Raw genomic sequence first — 18,427 nt, 5'->3', positions numbered from 1 at the left:
TTAGGCCTGGAATTGGACTGGGCTTACTCGGCCGCGGCGGCCGGGGCCGCCGTGTCTTCGGGGCCCCGGTACTCGGCGTACTTGTGCTGGGTGGCGATGTGGTCGGCGATGTATTTCGCATCGTGCCAGACGCCCCAGATGAAGGTCGAGCCACGGCGCGACAGCCAGGGCAGACCGACGAAGTAGACCCCCTGTTCCGGCGACACGCCGCGCTGCTGCACGGGGCGGCCAGCCTCGTCGAAGGCATCGACCTTCAGCCAGGGGTAATCCTGCTTGAACCCGGTGGCCCAGAGAACGGTGGTGATGCCGGCCTCGGCCAGGTCGACCTCGCGCAGCGGGTTGGTCATGCATGCGGGGTCGGGCAGCAGCTCGCGCGCGCCCGGCTCCTCGGGCAGGTCCAGGCCGTTGCGTTCGATATAGGCATCGGCCGCGTCCAGGATCGAGAAATAGTCGGCGTCCCCGGCGCGGATGTTGTCGGCCAGATCGGCGGCGAAGGACAGCTTGCCGTCCTCGTAGGCGCCGGTCATGCCGACCAGCTTCATGCCCTTGGCCGCCAGTTCGCGGAAATCGATGGTCTTGCCGCCATGGGCGCCCGACACGGAAATGGTGACGTGTTCCTTGCCCGGCTCCATCGCCGCGGCATCCCACAGGCCCAGCACGCCCAGCCACCAGACGAAATCGCGGCCACGGTAGCTGCGCGGGGGGCGGTCATGCGGGCCGACCGACAGGTAGACCTCGCGCCCCGAATCCAGCAGCTCCTCGGCGATTTGCACGCCGGACGAACCGGCGCCCACGACCAGCACCGCGCCCTCGGGCAGCTGGCCCGGGTTGCGGTAGGCGCTGGAATGCAGCTGCGTCACGGGCGCGTCCTCGGGGACGATCTTGGGGTAGACGGGCACCTGGAAGGGGCCGGTGGCGGCCACCACGCTGTTCGCCTCATAGGTGCCGTCCGACGTCTCTACGATGAAGCCCGGCGCGCCGTCCTTCTTGGTGACCGAGGTCACCTCGACCCCTTCGTGGATCGGCGCGTTCAGCATCTTTGCGTAGTCGACGAAGTAATCCGCGACCTCTTCCTTCGGCACGAAGGCATCGGGGTCGGACTTGAATTCCATGTTGGGGAACCGGTCGTGCCAGGCGGGGCCGTTGGCCACCAGCGAATCCCAGCGTTCCGAGCGCCAGCGTTCCGCGATGCGGGCCCGTTCCAGCACGACATGCGAAATGCCCAGCTTGCCCAGATGTTCGCTCATGGCGACGCCGGCCTGTCCTCCGCCCACGACCAACGTTTCGATCTTCGTCGCCATTCCTGTTACCTCATGTCCTGTCAATGCGTTCTCCCGCTCCGGGGATGAGGCCGACGGTAGGGGATGGCGCGCAGGGCCAAAAACATGAATTTCAAAACCCTTGCTTGGGAAACGGCTAATCAACCGGCGCAGGTGACCTTCAGAGTCACATAGTTTGTCATGGCGAAGACTCATAGACGCGCCGGTCCCTCAAGTGATTTCAATGCGTTACACAGGGGGCGGATGAAAAACGGGACGGCGCAGTTGCCTGCCCGTCCCGTCCGCTACGCCCTGCCTAACCGGCCCGGCGCCGCCCGCGGGCGCGATCCGGCCCGCGGACGCGTGCCATTTGCTCAGTCCTTGAGCGCGGTCCAGCGGCCATCGTCCGCATCCGAGGCCAGGCAGGCCTCGATGAAGCGCAGGCCCTGCACGCCTTCCTCGACGCCGGGCAGCCCCTCGGGCAGCGCACCGGCCTCGATGGCATCCGCCGCATCGGCGTAGATCGAGGCGAAGGCCTCCAGATACCCCTCGGGGTGGCCGCCGGGCACGCGGGCCTGGCCCTGGAAGCCGGGGCCGCCACGGGTCAGGATCTGCGGCGCCTCGCCCAGCCGGGTGAAGCGCAGCTCCTCCGCGCGGTCATGGCACCAGTCGACGGTGGCCTTTTCCCCGATCACCCGCAGCCGCAGGTCGTTGTCGTGCCCGGGCGCCACCTGGCTGGCCCAGAGCATGCCGCGCACCCCCGCGCCCATGCGCATCATCACATGGATATTGTCATCCACCACGCGGCCTTCGACGAAGGTGTGCATTTCGGCGGCCACCTGTTCGATCGGCAGGCCCGAGACGAAGCGCGCCAGGTGCGCCGCATGGGTGCCGATGTCGCCGATGGCGCCGGTGCCCGCCTGTTTCGGATCGGCGCGCCAGTCGGCCTGCTTGCCGCTGACCGGCTCTGCCAGCCAGTCCTGCACGTATTCCACCTGCGCCATGCGCAGCTTTCCCAAGGCGCCCTCGGCCACCAGCCGCCGCGCCTCGCGCAGCATCGGATAGCCCGCGTAGGTATGGGTCAGGATGAACAGCGCGTCGGATTTCGCCGCGATCTCGCGCAGCTCCAGCGCCTCTTCCAGCGTGACGGTCATCGGCTTGTCGCAGATGACGTGGATGCCCGCCTCCAGGAACGCCTTGGCGGGGCCGAAATGCAGGTTGTTCGGGGTGACGATGGCCACCGCGCGGATCCCGTCGGGGCGCGCGGCCTCGGCGCGGGCCATCTCGGCCCAGTCGGTATAGCTGCGTTCGATCCTCAGCTCGGCGGCGCTGGCCGCCGCGCGGTCGGGATCCGACGACAGCGCCCCTGCCACCAGGCGAAACCGCCCGTCCAGCCGTGCCGCGATGCGGTGGACGGCGCCGATGAAGGCCCCCTGTCCGCCGCCAACCATGCCCAGTGTGATCTCCGTCATCTCTCCCCCGAGTTCGTTTCGCCTTGAGACCCACTGGGCTGCGGCGGTGACATCGCAGCAGCCCGGCGGCCCCGGTTCATGATGTAGCGCGGCCTGGTCTCCCAGGTAGATCCGGGTCGACCGGCCGCCACCCTCGCCCCGGTTCAGTACGCCGCGCCGCTCCGGCTCGGCCAAATCACGGGTGGCCGTGGCGGGCAAGATCCGGGCGATCTTGCCCCAGGGGCCGGCTCTGATGCCCTGGGCCAGCCGCGCCTCGCCTTCCGCAAAAATCGCCGCAGGACCTGATTAGCCCGGGGCGGAAGATCGCCGTTGCGGGTAAAGAAGGTATTGCCCCGCAGGAGGAAACGCGCCTCCGCCTGCAGGGGCACGCCCTCGGTGGCGAAGGAGGCCAGGGCCTCGATGGCCCCAGAGTCGTGCCGGAAGTGCGGCCCGGCGGGGGTGTCCCAGATCTCCATGTGAGGAATACGGGGGCTATTCCCCTCACGCCCCGCAGGATGACAAACGGGGCAGGCCTCGCGGCCCGCCCCGTGAAAGGTCTGACGGGGGGAGCAGTCGCGTCAGAACTTGTGCATCTTCAGCCCGATGACCTTTTCGACGATCACCACGACCGTGATGGTCGCCACGATCGACAGGGTCGACACGGCAGCGGCCTCCGGCGTGTAGTTGGTCTTCAGATAGTCGAACAGCTGGATCGGCAGGGTCGCCGTGCCGATGGATTTCAGCAGCAGCGAGATGGTGAAGATGTCGAAGCTGATGACGAAGCTGAAGAGCGCCCCGCCGATCATCCCGGGCTTGATCAGCGGCAGCATGATCCGGCGGAACCGGGTGAAGGGCCGCGCCCCCAGGGACCGGGCCGCCATGGACCAGTCTGTGTCATAGGCCTCCAGCGAGGCGGAGACGTTCATGAAGACAAAGGGCAGCGTCATCAGCACGTGGCCGACCAGCAGGCCGAACATCGTCGTGGTGCCGATGCCGATGTCATAGAGGAAGAACAGCAGGGCGATGGCCGTCAGGATCTCCGGCAGCAGCAGCGGCGACAGGGCGGCGACGCGCACCGCTTCCTTGTAGCGTCCGGCGAAGTTCACGTAGTGAATTGCCGCCATGGTGCCGATGATGACAGAGAAGAAGGTCGCCACCGCCGCGATCCACAGCGAGGTGCCGATGGCGCGCAGGAAGACCTCGTTCTCGAAGAAGGTGAAGTACCAGCGCAGCGACAGGCCCTGCGGCGGGAAGGTCAGGAATTCGCCGGCGTTGAAGGACGCGCCCACGACGACGAAGATCGGCGCCAGCAGGAAAGTGTAGACGGCCAGGCAGTAGATGTTGAGGACATTGCGGCCCATGGTCATTTCCACTTCATGCGTGTCAGGCGGGCGAAGATCAGGACCGAGCCACCGCCCAGGACCGACAGCGTCAGCGCAAGTGCTGCGCCGAAGGGCCACTGGAAGGTGTCGATCATCGCATCCACCACGGTGACGGCGGTGGTTTTCACCCGCAGGCCGCCGATCAGGGCGGGCGTCACGTAGGACGACAGGGCCAGCACGAAGACCAGGATACAGCCCGACTGGATCCCCGGCATGGCCAGCGGCAGCAGCACGCGGCGGATGACCGTCGGGCGTTTCGCGCCCAGGGATCGCGCGGCGGAGCTGACCGAGGGGTCAATGCCCTGCACCGCCGACATGATCGGCAGGATCATGAAGGGCAGGAAGACATGGGTCAGCGCGATGACGATGCCCAGGGTGTTGTACATCAGCGGCAAGGGCCCATCGATCCAGCCCCATTCCCGCAGGGTCCGGTTGATGACGCCGTTGTTGCCCAGAAGGATCGTCCAGCCGTAGGAGCGGATCACGATCCCCACCAGAAGCGGCGATAACACGATGCCGTAAAAGAGGCCGCGCAGCTTCAGATCGGGGCGCGCCAGCTGAAACGCCACCGGCAGGCCGATCACCAGCGTTGCCAATGTGGTGACCGCGCCGATCAGCATCGTGTTCAGCGCCTGTTTCACATAGAACCAGTCGCCCAGGATGCGGCTGAAGTTGGCGATGGTGTAGCCCTCGCCATAGGGCGTGCCCTGTCCCGGTTCCCGAAAGGCCGAGATGAAGACGCTGACGTAGGGGATCGCCAGGAAGGCAACCAGCAGGACACCGGCGGGCAGCAGCAGCAGGAAGGTCTTGCGCTGCGACATCTCAATACTCCCGTTCCAGCTGGCGGAAGCGCGCCAGGTCCACCGACAGGCTGACCGCATCGCCCGTGGCAAAGGGATGGCGGGGGATGGTCTTCACCTCCATCGCGGTGCCGTCGGCAAAGCGCAGGGTATAGTCCACGATGGCGCCGGAATATTGCACCCGCTCGATGGTGGCGGGGGTGCCGGGGACGCCTGCGGGTGCGATGTCGATCGCCTCGGGGCGCAGGGCCAGGGTCACGGTCTCGCCCACGCCCGGGGCGGTGACGGGCACCGGGCCGAAGGGGGTGGCGGCATGGCCCGGGGTGGCCGGGTCCATCGGCGCCTCGATCAGGTTCACCTGGCCGACGAAGCCCGCGACCTTGGCGGTCTTCGGGGTCTCGTAGATCTCGCGCGGGGCACCGGCTTGGGCGATATGGCCGTCGAACATCACCACCACTAGGTCGGACATGGTCATCGCCTCGGCCTGGTCGTGGGTGACGTAGACGGTGGTGATGCCGACCCGTTTCTGCAGGTCGCGGATGAAGACGCGCATTTCCTCGCGCAGCTTGGCGTCGAGGTTGGCCAGCGGCTCGTCCAGCAGAAGGATGCGCGGCTCGATCGTCAGGGCGCGGCCGATGGCGACCCGCTGCTGCTGCCCGCCGGACAGCTGCGCGGGGTAACGGTCGGCCAGGTGATCCAGCTGCACCATCTCCAGCGTGGCCTGCACGCGGCGCTTGATCTCGGCCTTCGAGACCTTCCGCATCTCCAGCCCGAAGGCCAGGTTCTGCTGCACCGTCATGTGGGGAAACAGCGCGTAGTTCTGGAACACCATGCCGATGTCGCGATCCTCGGCCGGAACGCGGCCCACATCCTCGCCGTCAAAGGCGATCTCGCCGCTGGTCACGTCTTCAAACCCGGCCAGCATCTTCAGGGTCGTGGTCTTGCCGCAGCCCGAGGGGCCAAGCAGCGAGACGAACTGCCCCGAGGGAATATCGAGCGTGATGGAATCCACCGCCGGTTTGCCGCCCGAGTAGATCTTGGTGAGCCGGTTCAACCTGACTTCGGTCATGATATGCGCGTTCCTGTTCGTACCTTGAATGAGGCAGGGCCGCGCGGGCCCCGCCTCCTGTCAGATGGGTGCGGAAATACGGCCTCAGCCGACCTCGCGGGCCCAGCGTTCGGACAGGTCGTTCTGGTTCTCGTTCACGAATTCCCAGTCCCACTGCAGGATGGCCGCCATGCCCTCGCCGGAGATCGGCACCTGTTCCTTCAGCTCGTCGGGCACGGTGACCTTCGAGTTGGTGGGCGAGGTGAAGAACTGGCGCATCAGCATCTCCTGGATCTCGGGGGAGATCAGGAAGTTGGCATAGGCATAGGCCAGGTCCTTGTTCGGCGCATTGGCCAGGATGTTCAGGGTCTGGTCGAAGGCGATCACGCCTTCCTCGGGCACCACGTAATCGACCGGCAGGCCCTGACCTTTCAGGCGGACGATTTCGGCGAAATCGAAGGGCGCGATGGCGATCTCACCGGAGGCCATGGCGGTGGACAGGTTGAAATCGACCTGGATCACCTGGCCCAGATCGGCCAGCGCGGCAAAGCCCGCGTCGACGTCATACTGGTCTTCGCCGAAGATCTTCGAGGCCAGCAGCAGCTCCATCTTGCCGGCGGAGTTGGCGAAGTTGTAGAGGCCGATCAGCCCCTTGTAATCGTCCTTCCACAGGTCCTTCCAGGCGCTCGGCGCGGGCACCATGTCGGTGCGGAAACCGATGCCGATCGGGGAATAGGTGCCGACCGCGCCATAGCCGCCGGCGGTCTGCGCGATCGGGTAGAGATCGGCGTAATTCGGCATCTTCTCCAGGTCCAGTTCCTCGAAGAAGCCTTCCTTGCGCAGGGACTGGGCGAAGACCTCGTTGGTCATCACGATGGAATAGGGCGGTTCCTCGGCGCCGGCGGCGCGCAGGTTGGCGCCAAAGACGCGGCCGTTGCCCACGTCCAGGGTCACGTTGGCGCCGGTCATCTCGGTGAAGGCGGGGGCGATGTTTTCGCGCCAGAACTGTTCCCAGACGCCGCCGAGGGTCGGCACCACCAGGGTTTCGCTGTTCTGGGCATAGGCGTAGCGGGGCATGAAGGCGCTGAGGCCAAGGGCGCCCATGCCGCCAAGGGTTTGACGTCGTGTCAGGGTCATGTGGGTCTTCCTCTGTTGAACTGTCGCTTTGGACGGAAACGGCCCGGATCTTGTGCCCGGTGCCGGAAAAGGGGTGCCCCGGAAGGGGAGGGGGCACACCGGCGCGGCCCCGAAAGGACCGCGAAACGGGGTCAGCCGCCGAAGGCCTGGCTGGTCTTCAGCGCGATGTAATCGGCAAAGCTGATCGGTTCGTACTTGGCGCCGTCCTTGGCGAAGGGCGGCAGGCATTCGATCATCGTCTCGGCCGAGGGGTTCAGGAAGAATGGGATCGACTGCCGCCGCGCCGTGCCGTGGAACCCGGACGGCGGGTTGGCCACGCGGTGCGGGGTGCTGACCCATTCGTCGTTCGACCAGCGCATGAAGGCATCACCGATGTTGACCACATAGGCGCCTTCGATATTGGGCGCGTCCAGCCAGACACCATCGCGGCGCTGCACCTGCAGACCGCCCGCGCTGGCCTCGGACCGCAGGATGGTCATGAAGCCGTAGTCGGTATGTTCACCGGCGCGCAGCTGGCCGTCCTCGGGCGGCTCGCTTTGTTCGGGGTAGTTGATGACCCGAAGGGCCGACAGGTGGTTCTCGAAATCCTTCTCGAAGAAATCGGGCGCCAGGCCGATGGCGGTGCAGAAGATGCCGCGCAGGTGACGCGCCAGCGTCTCCATCTCGGCGAAATAGTCGCGGAACGCCGCCTCCAGCCCCGCGGGGCGGTCGGGCCAGGTGTCGCCGGCAAGGCGCGGACCGAAGTTCAGGCTTTCCTTCAGGTCGCCCGGGGTCTTCCTCCCCAGGGTGCCTGCCAGGGCCTCTTCCTTCATCGGGGCAAAGGCCACGCCGCCTTCGACGTCCTTGCCCCGGCCCACGCCGACCTTCCAGTCCTGCGGTTCATCGAAGAAGGCATAGGCCAGGTCGTAGAGGCGCTTGGTCGCCGCCGGGTCGACCCCGTGGCCTGTGACCAGGAAAAAGCCGCTTTCGGTGGCGGCGGTGCGGATCTTCTCGACCACCGCGCCCGCGCCGGGGCCGCCGCTGATGAACTCGGAAATATCGACAACCGGGATCAGGTCGATCGTGTCGGTAGCCATGGCAAACCTCCTTGTCGTGCCGGGCGCCTCCGCCATGCGGGACGCCTCTGTCGCGCCGCGGAGACCTTCTGAAATCAGGCTTCCGTTGCGTCATAAAACAACTGTTGACGACCAAAACACTTGTTGTCTACAGAAATAAAAGCGTCCCCCGGGAAAAATCGACATGGATGATCTTTCGCCGTTAGAAGCGGCAATCCTGAAGCACATCACCCAGAACCCCTTCGCCGGTCAGCAGGAGCTGGCGGACCAGATGTCGATCGCCCGGTCGACGGTGGCCGCCCATATCGTCTCGCTGACCCGCAAGGGCTACATCCTGGGGCGCGGCTATGTCCTGCCGGCGGCCAAGCGGGTGGTCTGCCTCGGCGGGGCCGTCTTCGACCGGAAATTCCAGGCGAGCCAGCCCCTGGTGCGCGGCACCTCGAACCCGGCCACGGGGTTTCACTCCTACGGCGGGGTCGCGCGTAACGTTTTGGAAAACCTTGCCCTTCTGGGGCATGACACCAGCTTCGTCTCGGTTGTCGGCGACGATCAGACCGGGCGCACCCTGCTGGGCCACCTGCGCGACCGGGGCGTCGATGTCTCCCAGGTGGCCCTGTCGCGCCATCGGTCCACCGCCGAATACTGCGCGATCCTGTCGCCTGACGGGGATCTCGACCTGGGCATCGCCGACATGGACATCTTCGAGGAGCTGACCCCCGACCGGCTGGAACGCGCCCGCGCCCATCTGACCAGCGCCACCCTGCTGTTTTCCGACTGCAACCCGCCGATGGAGACGATCCGCACCCTGATCGAACGCTCTCGCGGGGCCCGCTACATCCTGGCGATCGACCCGGTCTCGACCCACAAGGCACAGCGCCTGCCCGCCGATCTGACCGGCGTGGGGCTGCTGTTCATGAACCTGGACGAGGCCGGCGCCTATCTTTCGAGCAGTTTCCCGGCCGATTCCACCGGCGCGACCAAGGCCGCCCAGGCCCTGCGCGCGCGCGGCGTCTCCGGCGCCGTGGTCAGCACCGGCACCCAGGGGCTGGTGGTGGCCGACGACAGCGGCGTCACCCATGTGCCCGCCATCCCCTCCCACCCGGTCGAGGTGACGGGCGCCGGCGACGCGATGATCGCCGGCACCCTGCACGCCACCCTCGCCGGTCAGCCCCTGGCCGAGGCCGCCTGCACCGGTGCCCTTCTGGCCGCGCTGACCGTGGAAACCGCCACCACCGTGCGCGCCGACCTCAGCGCCGCCTTCCTTGACCAGCACAATCACCGTTTGCCGCAGGGCGCCGCCCTGTCCTCCTCTTCCTCCCTAGATCCCGGAGTATCCGCCTAGATGACCCCCGACATGCTGTCCCTCACCCCCGAGGTCGCCGACGCGCTTGCCAAGGGCGCCCCCGTCGTTGCCCTGGAATCCACCATCATCACCCACGGGATGCCCTATCCCGCCAACCTCGAAACCGCCCTGGCGGTCGAAGGCGAGATCCGCGCGCGCGGCGCCATCCCGGCGACGATTGCCGTGGTGAAGGGCGAGATCAAGATCGGCCTGACCGAGGCAGAACTCGACGCCCTGGCCCAGGATACCGACTGCGTGAAGGCCTCGGGCCGGGATCTGGCCGTGGCCATGGTGCGCAAGGCCTCGGCGGGCACCACCGTCTCTGCCACCATGCGCCTCGCGGCGCTCGCCGGTATCCGCGTCTTCGCCACAGGCGGCGTCGGCGGCGTGCACCGCGGCGCGGAACACAGCTGGGACGTTTCCGCCGACCTGACTGAACTGGGCGCCACGCCGGTCACCGTGGTCTGCGCGGGGGTGAAGTCGATCCTCGACATCCCCAAGACGCTGGAAGTGCTGGAAACCAACCGCGTGCCCGTCATCGCCTACGGCACCGACGCCTTCCCCGCCTTCTTCGCCCGCGAAAGCGGCTATCCCGCCGATCACCGTCTGGATAGCGCCACTGACCTGGCCGCCGCCATCGACGCCCATGACAGCTTGGGCACCGGCACCGGCGTCCTGATCGCCAACCCGGTCCCCGAGGAAGACGCCCTCGCGCCGGCCGAGATCGACGGCATCATCGACGAGGCCATCGCCGCCGCCGACGCCCAGGGCGTGACCCGCAAGGAGCTGACGCCCTTCCTGCTGGCCCGCATCGTCGAGAAAAGCGAAGGCCGCAGCCTGAAGGCCAATATCTCGCTGGTGCGCAACAACGCGCGCCTGGCCGCCGACATCGCGGTGGCCATGTCCGCCAAGTGATCCGGACCGGGCGGCGGGGCACCCTGCCGCCCGTTTCGTTCAGGGCCCTCCCCGGCCCCAAAAACAATCGAAATGACAGGCCCGAAGGGCCCTTCCGACAGGAGCTTTCCCATGAGTTACGAAACGATCCTCTACACCAAGGACGCGCAAGACAAGTTCGCCACCATCACGCTGAACCGGCCCGACAAGCTGAACGCGATGAACAAGGACTGCATCCGCGAAATCGACGCCGCCCTGGCCGAGGCTGTGGCCGACCCGGATGTGAACGCCCTGATCATCACCGGCGCGGGTCGTGCCTTCTCCTCGGGCTATGACCTTCAGGGGGGCGACTTCGTCGTCGACTTCGATTTCTGGGTCGAGGACATGACCGAGAACGCCACCGCGCTTCTGAACATCTGGAAGGCCCCGATCCCCGTCATTGCCGCCGTCAACGGCTACTGCCTCGCGGGCGCGCTGGAACTGATGATGTCCTGCGACCTGGCCATTGCCGCCGACAACGCCAAGTTCGGTGAGCCCGAGGTGCGCCACAACTCCGGCCCGCCCGCGCTGATGATGCCCTGGCTGCTGCACACCCGCGACGTGCGCTACCTGATGTTCACCGGCGACATCATCGACGCCCAGGAAGCGGACAAGATGCGCCTGGTGAACAAGGTGGTGCCGGCGGACGAGCTGACCCTGCGCGCCGAAAACCTGGCGCGGAAGATGGCCCGCATGCCCACGCCCGCGCTGAAATACACCAAGAAGTCGATCAACAACCAGCAACTGGTGGCCGGTCTTCAGGCGTCGTTTGACTACAACATCACCTCCATCGCCGGCCTGCACGTCACCGACGAGGGCGAGGAATGGATGCGCAAGCTCGCCAAGATGACCTTGAAGGAATACCTCGAATACCGCGACGGGCCCTTCCGTGGCCTCGACTGAGCCCCGAGCCGGGGCGGGCCTGCCCCGCGCCGAGGCGGACCTTTCCGCCCTTTTCGCTCCCGCCACCCTCGCGGTGGTGGGCGCGTCCGAGCGGGAGGGCAATTCCGCCGGCTACGTGATGAAGAACCTCGCCCGCTTCGGCTTTGCGGGTCGGGTGATCCCCGTGCATCCCAAGGCGGAGACGGTTTTCGGTCTGACGGCCTTTCCATCGCTCTCCGCGCTCGACACCCGCCCCGACTGCGTCGTCATCGGGCTGCGCGCCGAGCTGGTCCCCGACACGCTCGACGAAGCAGGCCGTATGGGCGCCCGCGCTGCCGTCATCCTCGCCTCGGGCTTCGGTGAAGCCGGCGCCGAGGGTGCGGCGCTTGAGGCGCAGGTGGCGGACATTGCCCGCCGTCACGGCATGGCCGTCTGCGGTCCGAACTGCCTCGGCCTCGTGGCCTGCGACAGCGGCGCGGCGCTTTACTCCTCGACCATTTCGCCCGACCTGCCGCGCGGACGTACCGCGCTCATCTCCGCCTCCGGGGCCTCGGCCATCGCGCTTGCGCACTCGGGCCAGATCGGCCTCGCCGCGCTGGTCTCGGCCGGCAACTCTGCCGTCACCGGGCTGGCCGATTACGTCGCCCATTTCGCCGCCGATCCGGGCGTCGACACCATCGCCATGGTGATCGAGGACATGGGCGACCCCGATGCCCTGGCCGCCGCGATGGAGCATGTGCACGCCGCCGGGAAAACCGCCGTCGCCCTGCGCGTCGGCCGCTCCGCCGCCGGCCAGCGGGCCACCGCCGCCCATACCGGAGCGCTGGCGGGCACCGAGGATGCCGCCCGCGCCTTCTGCGCCCGGGTGGGCCTTCTGGACATGCCTGACATGGACAGTTTCCTGGCGGCCCTGCAACTGGCGGACGCCTATCCCACGCCGCCGGTTCTGCCCCGCGCCGCTGTGCTGGGGGTTTCGGGCGGTGGCGTGGCCCATGTGGCCGACATCGCCGCAGAGGTGGGCCTGCCCCTGGCCGATCTCTCCGAGGTCTCCGTTGCTGCCCTGCGCGATCTGCTGCCCGGATTCGCCACGCCGCAGAACCCGCTGGACGTCACCGGCGCGCCCTTCGGTGATCCCGCGCTCTACACAAAGGTGCTGGAGATCCTAGATGCCGACCCGGGCGTCGGCGTTGTGCTGGCCGCGCAGGATGCGCCGCCCGCCATGGCGCCTGACATGGCCGCCGAATACCACGGCATCGCCGGGGCCGTGGCCGCCTACACCGGGCAAACGCCCGTGGTGGCGCTGGCCAACCTGTCGGCCGGACTACATGTTTCCGTGGCCACGGCCTATGGCCCCGCCGCCCGTCTGGCCGGCACCCGCGCGGCGCTCACGGCAACGGCCCAATGGGCCACCACGCCGCGCCGGGTGACATGGCGCGCAGCGCAGGGCAATGCCCCACTGCCCGCCCAGATGTCCGAATCCGACGCCCGCGCCCTGATGGCCCCCCTCGGCCTGCCCGGCCCCTTGGAACAGCTGGTCACCAGCGGCGAGGCGGCCGCAGAGGCCGTCGCGGCCCTTCCCGGCCCGGCGGTGCTGAAAATCGCCTCGCCCGACATCGCCCACAAGACCGAAGCCGGGGGCGTGGCCCTTTCCGTCTCTGCCGAACAGGCGGCGGAGGTGTTCGAGCGCATCATGACCTCCGCCCAAGCCTATGCCCCCGAGGCGCGGCTCGACGGCGTAGTGGTGCAGGAAATGGTGGGCGAGGGCGTCGACGCCATGCTGGGCCTCGTCGACAGCCCGCCCTTCGGTCCAGGCCTTGTCGTGGGCCTGGGCGGCACCCTCGTCGAACTGCTGGACGACGCGGCGTTCGAGCTGCTGCCCCTGACCCACGACAGCGCCTCGGCGCTCCTGAAGCGGACCCGTCTGGACGCGCTTCTGGACGGCTATCGCGGGGCGCCGGCCTGTGACCGCGCCGCGCTTATCAAGGCCATGGTGGCCCTCTCGGACTGGGGCTGTGCCCATGCGGGCGCGCTGGAGGCCGTGGACCTGAACCCGGTTCGCGTCCTGCCCCTCAGCCAGGGCGGGGGGCTGCGCCTGCTCGACGCGCTGATCCTGACGAAAAAGGGCGCGCCGGACTAACGGCACGCCCCTCGGAACTCTCCCCGACTGCCGGGGCGCCCTGCGGCGTCCCGGCCTTTTTCTGTTCAGCCCAGCTCGGCCCGCTTGGCCCGATAGGCGGCCACATTCGCCTCCTTCACCGGACCGAAACCACGCACCATCTGCGGCAGTTCGGCCAGCTCGACCGCGCGGGCGTGGGTGTCGACGGTGAGCGTATCGGCCAGCGCCGCCACCTCCGCCTCGAACTCCGCCACCAGCGCACGCTCCATGCGCCGTTCCTCGGTCCGCCCGAAGGGATCCAGCGCCGTGCCGCGCAGCCCCTTCATTGCCGCCAGCACCCTGAACCCGGATTCGATCCAAGGGCCAAACTCGCGCTTCGCCGGCCGCCCCGTACGCGGATCCGTCTTCGACAGCACCGGCGGCGCCAGATGATAGCGGATCCTGTAATCCCCCTCGAAAGTCTCCGACAGCCGCGCCTTCTGCGCCGCATCCAGGTGCAGCCGCGCGACCTCGTATTCATCCTTGTAGGCCATCAGACGGAAGGCGGTCTGCGCCACGGCGCGGGTGAAATCCTCGCGGCCCAGGGGCGCCTCGGCGGCCCTGGCCGCCTCCACCACCTTCAGGTACCGCCTCGCATAGCGCCCGGACTGGTAGCCGGTCAGGAACTCGGCTCGCCGGGCGATCAGCTGCGCCAGCGTTTCTTCCTCCATCGCGGCCTCCGGCTCCGGCTTGCCGCCCAGACGGTCCAGCAGATCCGGCTCCACCGCCGCGCGGCGGCCCCAGTTGAAGGTGGTCATGTTGGCCTCGCCACCGCGCGCGCCCAGCAGGGCCTCGCGCAGGGCCTCGGCGCCGACTGGCACCAGCCCCTTTTGCCAGGCATAGCCGAGGATCAGCAGGTTGGTGGCAATCGCATCGGCCATGGTGGTCAGCGCCAGGTCGGTGCCGGGCACCACCAAGCAATGCCCCTGTCCCACCATGCCCTTCAGCGCCTCCAGGCCGGAGGATTTGCGGAACTCCATCGCCGTGTTCTGCACGAAGCTGGCGTTCGGCGCCAAGCGGTCATCCACGACCACCCGCGTCCGCCCCCGCCCCAGCATCGGCCGCACCTTGGCCGAGCGCGCGACCAGCATGTCGAAGGCCAGCACCAGATCGGCCTCGCCCTCGCCAACCCGGGCCGCCGTCAGGTCGTGCGCATCGGGCGCCAGCCGCAGGTGCCCGACAACCGAGCCGTTTTTCTGCGCCAGTCCGGTCTGGTCCAGCGATTGCACCGCCAGCCCGTCGAGATGCGCGGCCCGCGCCAGAACCTGGCTGACCGTCAGCACCCCGGTCCCGCCGATGCCCGCCAGCATCAGGTTGTAGACCCCGTCGATGCGCGGCACGATCGGGTCGGGCAGCGGCGCGCTGTCGGTCTTCGCCTCGGCTTTGCCGGGTTTCTTCAGGCGGCCACCCTCAACGCTGATGAAGCTGGGGCAGAAGCCCTTCAGGCAGGAGGTATCCCCGTTGCAGCTTGACTGGTTGATCCTCCGCTTGCGGCCGAACTCGGTCTCTTCCGGCTCGATGGAGATACAGCCCGACTGCGCCGAGCAATCGCCGCAGCCCTCGCAGACCAGATCGTTGATGAAGACCCGCTTGGCGATCTTCGGAAACTCGCCCGACTTGCGGCGGCGGCGTTTCTCGGCGGCGCAGACCTGATCGTAGACCAGCACCGTGACACCCTCGACCTCGCGCAGGTGGCGCTGCACCTCTTCCATGTGATCGCGATGCCAGATCCGCACACCCTCGGGCAGCTGGCCTTTCAGCCGCTCGGGCTGTTCGGCTACCACGACGACCTCGCGCACGCCCTCGGCCCGCACCTGTTTCACGATCTTGGGCACCGACAGCTCGCCATCATGGGGCTGGCCGCCGGTCATGGCCACGGCATCGTTGAACAGGATCTTGTAGGTCATGTTGACCTGCGCGGCGACGGCGGCCCGGATCGCCAGCGCACCGGAATGGAACCACGTTCCGTCGCCCATGTTGGCGAAGATGTGTTTCTCATCCGTGAAGGGCGACAGGCCCAGCCAGCTGATCCCCTCGGCCCCCATCTGGGTGAAGGTCGAGGTGTTCCGCCCCTCGACCCCGATCACCATCATGTGGCAGCCGATGCCGGTGGTGGCGCGGCTGCCGTCGGGCAGACGGGTGGACAGGCTGTGCGGGCAGCCGGAGCAGAAATAGGGGTCGCGGTCCAGTGCGGGCGCGGCGGCGGGCGCCTCGCTGGTCAGCACCGGCGCGGGCGCGGGCAGCCCGGCGCGCAACGCCTCGGGCAGGCGCGACAACACCGCCTCCATGATCTGATGCGGGTGCAGCTCGGCCAGCGCCGACATCAGCGGCGCGCCCTCGGGTGTGGTCTTGCCCGACACACGCGGGCGGGTGGCGGCGTTGAAGAGGATCGCCTTCACCTGATCCTCGATCACCGGGCGCTTTTCCTCGACCACGATCAGCTCGTCGAGGCCTTCGGCGAATTCGGTCAGACCCACGGGGTCGAGCGGCCAGGTCAGCCCCAGTTTCAGCAGGCGGATGCCATGGGCGGCCACGTCGTCCTCGGTCAGGCCCAGACGCGCCAGCGCCGCGCGCAGGTCGAGCCAGCTCTTGCCCGCAGAGACGATGCCGATCTTCGCATCCCCTGCGCCAAACCGTTCGTCCAACCCGTTCAGGCGCGCGAATTCCTGCACCAGCGCCAGTTTCTTCTCAATGCGCGCTTCCTTGGGGAAGGGCCCATCGGGCCAGCGCAGCGCATGGGTGCCCGATCCCTCGGGCAGGACGGCGGGGGTGTTCAGCCCCTCCATCGACACGGTGGCGCTGCTTTCCACCACCTCGGTCTGGCATTTGAAGCCGACCCAGGCGCCGGAGGCGCGCGACATTTCCCAGCCCAGAAGGCCGAAGCGCAGGTAATCCTGCACCCCCGCCGGCGCCAGTACCGGCACCTGCACCGCGATCATGTCATGTTCGGTCTGATGCGGCAGGGTGGAACTGACTGCGCCGTGGTCGTCGCCCATCATCACCAGAACGCCGCCCCTGGGGTCGGTGCCGTCCGCATTGGCATGGCGGATGGCGTCCAACGAGCGGTCCACCCCCGGCCCCTTGCCGTACCACATGGCGAAGATGCCGTCGTAGCGCACACCGTCGAATAGCGAGCTTTGCTGCGTCCCCCAGGCCGCCGTCACCGCCAGATCCTCGTTCAGCGCGGGGTGGAAATGGATGTGGTTTTCCTTCAACCCCTTGGCGGCCTTGACCATTTCCCGGTCCAGCTGCGCCAGGGGCGAGCCGCGGTAGCCGGTGACGTACCCAGCGGTGTTCAGCCCCGCCGCTTCGTCCCTCTGGCGCATCAGCTGCGGCAGTTTCGCCAGCGCCTGGGTGCCGGACAGGAAGGCGGTCTGCGCCATGTCGGGGGAGAGTTTGTCGGCTCGGCTCATCTGCTTGGCTTCACTTGGTCAGGGGAAAAAGGGGAGAGAGGGTCGGTTCATCGGGCAGCATGCGCCCCGGGTTCAGCAGGCCCGCCGGATCCAGCAGGGTCTTCAGGCCGCGCATCACGGCCAGTTCCTCGGGGCTGCGTACCAGCGGCAGATAGCCGGGCTTTTCCCGGCCCAGCCCATGTTCGGCACTGATCGCCCCGCCCGCACGCGCCACGGCACCCAGCACGATCTCGGCCGCGCGGGCGTGGTCGGGGGTGTCGACGATGTAATGCAGGTTGCCGTCACCCAGGTGGCCGAAGACCGCCGGGTGGGTCTCGGGCATCTCCGCCAGGGCGGCGCGGGTGTCGTACAGGAAGGCGGGCATGGCGGCCACAGGCAGGCCGATGTCGAAACCTATGGGCGCGCGCATCGCTGCCACCGCCTCGCCACAGCCTTCCCGCAGGGCCCAGAGCGCGGCGGCCTGCTGGCCGGAGGCAGCCAGGGTCACGTCGCTGATCTCGCCCGCCTCCAACGCCTCCATCAGCAGCGCCTGCAGGGGCTCCGCCTGGGCGGTTTCAACCTCGGCCAGCACCTGGATCCCCTCGGGGGCGAAGGGCGGGCGGTGGCCTTGCTCCAGGATGAGCGCGAAGATCGCCTCGTCCAACACCTCGAAGGCGGTGACCGGGCCTGGCGCCCGGCGGCGCAGCCGCGCCAGCAGAGCGGCGGCGGCGGGCATGTCGGGGGCGGCGGCAAACAGCGTCTGCTGCGGACCCGGCGCGGGACGCAGCGCCAGGCAAAGCCGGGTGATGACGCCCAGCACCCCTTCGGAGCCGATGAACAGCTGCTTCAGGTCGAAGCCCGAGTTGTCCTTGGCCAGCGGGCGTACATGCCCCAGCACCCGGCCGTCGGCCAGCACCACCTCCAGGGCCACCACATGGGCGCGCATCATCCCGCGCTGGATCACGTTCAGCCCGCCGGCATTGGTCGCGGCCAGCCCGCCTACGGTAGCGGACCCGCGCGCGCCGATGTCGACGCCGAAGGAAAGCCCCTCGGCCGCCGCCGCGTCTTGCACCCGCTGCAAGGTTACGCCGGCGCCTGCGCAGACAGTGGCCGACACCGGATCGACGGCGCCCAGCACGTTCATCCGCTCCAGGCTGATCGCCACCTCGCCCGCGCAGGGCGTGGCGCCGTTCGACAGGCCGGTCAGCCCACCCTGCACCACCATCGGCACGCCATGGGCGCTGCAGGTGGCCATGATCCGCGACAGTTCGGCCGTGGTGGCGGGGCGAAAGACCGCCTCGGGGACCTGGCTGATGTTGCCGGTGGCATCCGCGGCATGGCGGTCGCAATCGACCCCACGCAGCACGGCCAGCGGCGGTAGATCCTCCAGCGCCGCCCAGAACGCCCGGGGCAAATCACTCGTCATGTCAGCAGATCCCGTCATCGCATCCTGCCCATCCCGGCGCCATTTCCGGGCCGACGCCACGGCAGGAGGACATTTCCGGTAGACATGGCCCCATGTCATGCGGTCTTATCCATATTTGTCAAACCTATTGTTCTTTTGACGATCCTTTCACCGGAGCCGGGCCAG

General features: G+C 68.0%; 13 protein-coding genes. 4 read left to right on the top strand and 9 right to left on the bottom strand.

Going from position 1 to position 18,427, the window contains the following annotated elements; all coding sequences use genetic code 11:
• Positions 1-23: 23 nt before the first annotated feature.
• From CVM50_RS07845 to CVM50_RS07815, 7 genes are all read right to left on the bottom strand, one after another.
• A complete protein-coding gene (locus tag CVM50_RS07845) occupies positions 24-1,301 on the bottom strand; it encodes a flavin-containing monooxygenase (protein WP_085888676.1) in 1,278 nt (425 codons plus the stop codon).
• Positions 1,302-1,633: 332 nt separating this feature from the next.
• The gene (locus CVM50_RS07840; protein WP_085888675.1) at positions 1,634-2,731 is read right to left on the bottom strand and encodes a Gfo/Idh/MocA family protein; all 1,098 of its coding nucleotides are present in this window, start codon (positions 2,729-2,731) and stop codon (positions 1,634-1,636) included.
• Between the two features lie 557 nt (positions 2,732-3,288).
• Positions 3,289-4,071 (bottom strand): ABC transporter permease, encoded by a 783-nt coding sequence (locus CVM50_RS07835; RefSeq protein ID WP_085888953.1) that lies wholly within the window; start codon positions 4,069-4,071, stop codon positions 3,289-3,291.
• A gap of 2 nt (positions 4,072-4,073) precedes the next feature.
• On the bottom strand, positions 4,074-4,913 hold the full coding sequence (locus CVM50_RS07830) for an ABC transporter permease (protein WP_085888674.1): 840 nt from the start codon (positions 4,911-4,913) through the stop codon (positions 4,074-4,076).
• A 1-nt stretch (position 4,914) separates the two neighbouring features.
• Complete coding sequence (locus CVM50_RS07825) at positions 4,915-5,961, bottom strand: ABC transporter ATP-binding protein (RefSeq protein WP_085888673.1); 1,047 nt, start codon at positions 5,959-5,961, stop codon at positions 4,915-4,917.
• Between the two features lie 84 nt (positions 5,962-6,045).
• On the bottom strand, positions 6,046-7,077 hold the full coding sequence (locus CVM50_RS07820; protein WP_085888672.1) for an ABC transporter substrate-binding protein: 1,032 nt from the start codon (positions 7,075-7,077) through the stop codon (positions 6,046-6,048).
• Between the two features lie 131 nt (positions 7,078-7,208).
• Positions 7,209-8,153, bottom strand: coding sequence for an isopenicillin N synthase family dioxygenase (locus CVM50_RS07815; RefSeq protein WP_100148456.1), 945 nt, complete (start codon positions 8,151-8,153; stop codon positions 7,209-7,211).
• 163 nt (positions 8,154-8,316) lie between these two features.
• On the opposite strand from CVM50_RS07815, the gene CVM50_RS07810 reads away from it, so the two are divergent.
• The 4 genes from CVM50_RS07810 (at position 8,317) to CVM50_RS07795 (ending at position 13,426) form a co-directional block, all read left to right on the top strand.
• A complete protein-coding gene (locus CVM50_RS07810) occupies positions 8,317-9,474 on the top strand; it encodes a carbohydrate kinase (RefSeq protein WP_085888670.1) in 1,158 nt (385 codons plus the stop codon).
• Positions 9,475-10,389, top strand: coding sequence for a pseudouridine-5'-phosphate glycosidase (locus CVM50_RS07805; protein ID WP_085888669.1), 915 nt, complete (start codon positions 9,475-9,477; stop codon positions 10,387-10,389).
• Between the two features lie 111 nt (positions 10,390-10,500).
• Complete coding sequence (locus tag CVM50_RS07800; protein WP_085888668.1) at positions 10,501-11,310, top strand: enoyl-CoA hydratase/isomerase family protein; 810 nt, start codon at positions 10,501-10,503, stop codon at positions 11,308-11,310.
• Positions 11,297-13,426, top strand: a complete 2,130-nt coding sequence (locus CVM50_RS07795) for an acetate--CoA ligase family protein (protein ID WP_198431868.1) — start codon at positions 11,297-11,299, stop codon at positions 13,424-13,426. Before CVM50_RS07800 ends, CVM50_RS07795 begins: the two co-directional genes overlap by 14 nt.
• Positions 13,427-13,491: 65 nt before the next feature.
• Here CVM50_RS07795 and CVM50_RS07790 read toward each other — a convergent pair whose 3' ends face one another.
• Both CVM50_RS07790 and CVM50_RS07785 read right to left on the bottom strand, forming a co-directional pair.
• Positions 13,492-16,857: an indolepyruvate ferredoxin oxidoreductase family protein gene (locus tag CVM50_RS07790; protein ID WP_085888667.1), complete on the bottom strand. Its 3,366-nt coding sequence runs from the start codon at positions 16,855-16,857 to the stop codon at positions 13,492-13,494.
• A 10-nt stretch (positions 16,858-16,867) separates the two neighbouring features.
• On the bottom strand, positions 16,868-18,262 hold the full coding sequence (locus CVM50_RS07785) for an FAD-binding oxidoreductase (protein ID WP_159457057.1): 1,395 nt from the start codon (positions 18,260-18,262) through the stop codon (positions 16,868-16,870).
• Positions 18,263-18,427: the final 165 nt, after the last annotated feature.

This window comes from Pseudooceanicola marinus (assembly GCF_002786295.1).
GTDB classification, from domain to species: domain Bacteria; phylum Pseudomonadota; class Alphaproteobacteria; order Rhodobacterales; family Rhodobacteraceae; genus Pseudooceanicola; species Pseudooceanicola marinus.
Note: the sequence above shows the minus strand (reverse complement) of the source record. Positions and strands in the feature narration are given on the sequence as shown.

Bases quoted from the DNA above. Each gene is read 5' to 3' on its own strand.
- CVM50_RS07790 (WP_085888667.1), bottom strand. From the start codon at position 16,857: ATGAGCCGAGCCGACAAACTCTCCCCCGACATGGCGCAGACCGCCTTC.
- CVM50_RS07820 (WP_085888672.1), bottom strand. From the start codon at position 7,077: ATGACCCTGACACGACGTCAAACCCTTGGCGGCATGGGCGCCCTTGGC.
- CVM50_RS07845 (WP_085888676.1), bottom strand. From the start codon at position 1,301: ATGGCGACGAAGATCGAAACGTTGGTCGTGGGCGGAGGACAGGCCGGC.
- CVM50_RS07825 (WP_085888673.1), bottom strand. From the start codon at position 5,961: ATGACCGAAGTCAGGTTGAACCGGCTCACCAAGATCTACTCGGGCGGC.
- CVM50_RS07805 (WP_085888669.1), top strand. From the start codon at position 9,475: ATGACCCCCGACATGCTGTCCCTCACCCCCGAGGTCGCCGACGCGCTT.
- CVM50_RS07835 (WP_085888953.1), bottom strand. From the start codon at position 4,071: ATGGGCCGCAATGTCCTCAACATCTACTGCCTGGCCGTCTACACTTTC.
- CVM50_RS07810 (WP_085888670.1), top strand. From the start codon at position 8,317: ATGGATGATCTTTCGCCGTTAGAAGCGGCAATCCTGAAGCACATCACC.
- CVM50_RS07800 (WP_085888668.1), top strand. From the start codon at position 10,501: ATGAGTTACGAAACGATCCTCTACACCAAGGACGCGCAAGACAAGTTC.
- CVM50_RS07785 (WP_159457057.1), bottom strand. From the start codon at position 18,262: ATGACGAGTGATTTGCCCCGGGCGTTCTGGGCGGCGCTGGAGGATCTA.
- CVM50_RS07830 (WP_085888674.1), bottom strand. From the start codon at position 4,913: ATGTCGCAGCGCAAGACCTTCCTGCTGCTGCTGCCCGCCGGTGTCCTG.
- CVM50_RS07840 (WP_085888675.1), bottom strand. From the start codon at position 2,731: ATGACGGAGATCACACTGGGCATGGTTGGCGGCGGACAGGGGGCCTTC.
- CVM50_RS07815 (WP_100148456.1), bottom strand. From the start codon at position 8,153: ATGGCTACCGACACGATCGACCTGATCCCGGTTGTCGATATTTCCGAG.